Annotated in this window: 2 rRNA genes; both read left to right on the forward strand. The window is 57.4% G+C overall.

Annotation, left to right across the window (positions count from 1 at the left end):
- Window positions 1-85 (forward strand): 16S ribosomal RNA (locus tag ACZ7H1_RS37360); the annotation flags it as partial.
- Window positions 86-370: 285 nt separating this feature from the next.
- Window positions 371-1,238 (forward strand): 23S ribosomal RNA (locus ACZ7H1_RS37365); the annotation flags it as partial.

The raw sequence follows: 1,238 nt of genomic DNA on the forward strand, positions 1-1,238 counted from the left end.
GGAGCTGTCGAAGGTGGGACTGGCGATTGGGACGAAGTCGTAACAAGGTAGCCGTACCGGAAGGTGCGGCTGGATCACCTCCTTTCTAAGGAGCATATGGCCGACTGCGAGCGAATGACTCGCACGGTTGCTCATGGGTGGAACGTTGATTAGTTGGCACAGTCAGAGTCTGAGAGTCCGTGAGTACTGCTTCGGCGTGGAAATCGGGTTTCGAGGAGTGGCTGTGCTTGGCACGTTGTTGGGTATCTGAGGGTACGGCCGGTTGGTCGAACCTTCGCGATGCCGGCCCCAGTGAACTTGGTCCTTCGGGAGCAGGGTGATGGGTGGCTGGTCGTTGCTTGAGAACTACACAGTGGACGCGAGCATCTGTGGCCAAGTTTTTAAGGGCGCACGGTGGATGCCTTGGCACCAGGAACCGATGAAGGACGTGAGAGGCCGCGATAGGCCCCGGGGAGCTGCCAACTGAGCTTTGATCCGGGGGTGTCCGAATGGGGAAACCCGGCAGTCGTCATGGGCTGTCACCCATGCCTGAACACATAGGGCATGTGGAGGGAACGAGGGGAAGTGAAACATCTCAGTACCCTCAGGAAGAGAAAACAACCGTGATTCCGGGAGTAGTGGCGAGCGAAACCGGATGAGGCCAAACCGTATGCGTGTGATACCCGGCAGGGGTTGCGCATGCGGGGTTGTGGGAATTCTTTTGATCGGTCTGCCGGCCGGTCGGCGAGTCAGAAACCGTTGATGTAGTCGAAGGACATGCGAAAGGTCCGGCGTAGAGGGTAAGACCCCCGTAGACGAAACATCAGCGGCTTGCTTAAGAATCTCCCAAGTAGCACGGGGCCCGAGAAATCCCGTGTGAATCTGGCGGGACCACCCGCTAAGCCTAAATATTCCCTGGTGACCGATAGCGGATTAGTACCGTGAGGGAATGGTGAAAAGTACCGCGGGAGCGGAGTGAAATAGTACCTGAAACCGTGTGCCTACAAGCCGTGGGAGCGTCGCTGTATGTGCTTGCACATGCAGTCGTGACTGCGTGCCTTTTGAAGAATGAGCCTGCGAGTTAGCGGTGTGTAGCGAGGTTAACCCGTGTGGGGAAGCCGTAGCGAAAGCGAGTCCGAATAGGGCGATTGAGTTGCACGCTCTAGACCCGAAGCGGAGTGATCTAGCCATGGGCAGGTTGAAGCGGAGGTAAGACTTCGTGGAGGACCGAACCCACCAGGGTTGAAAACCTGGGGGAT

It is taken from the genome of Streptomyces sp. NPDC037401 (assembly GCF_055602345.1).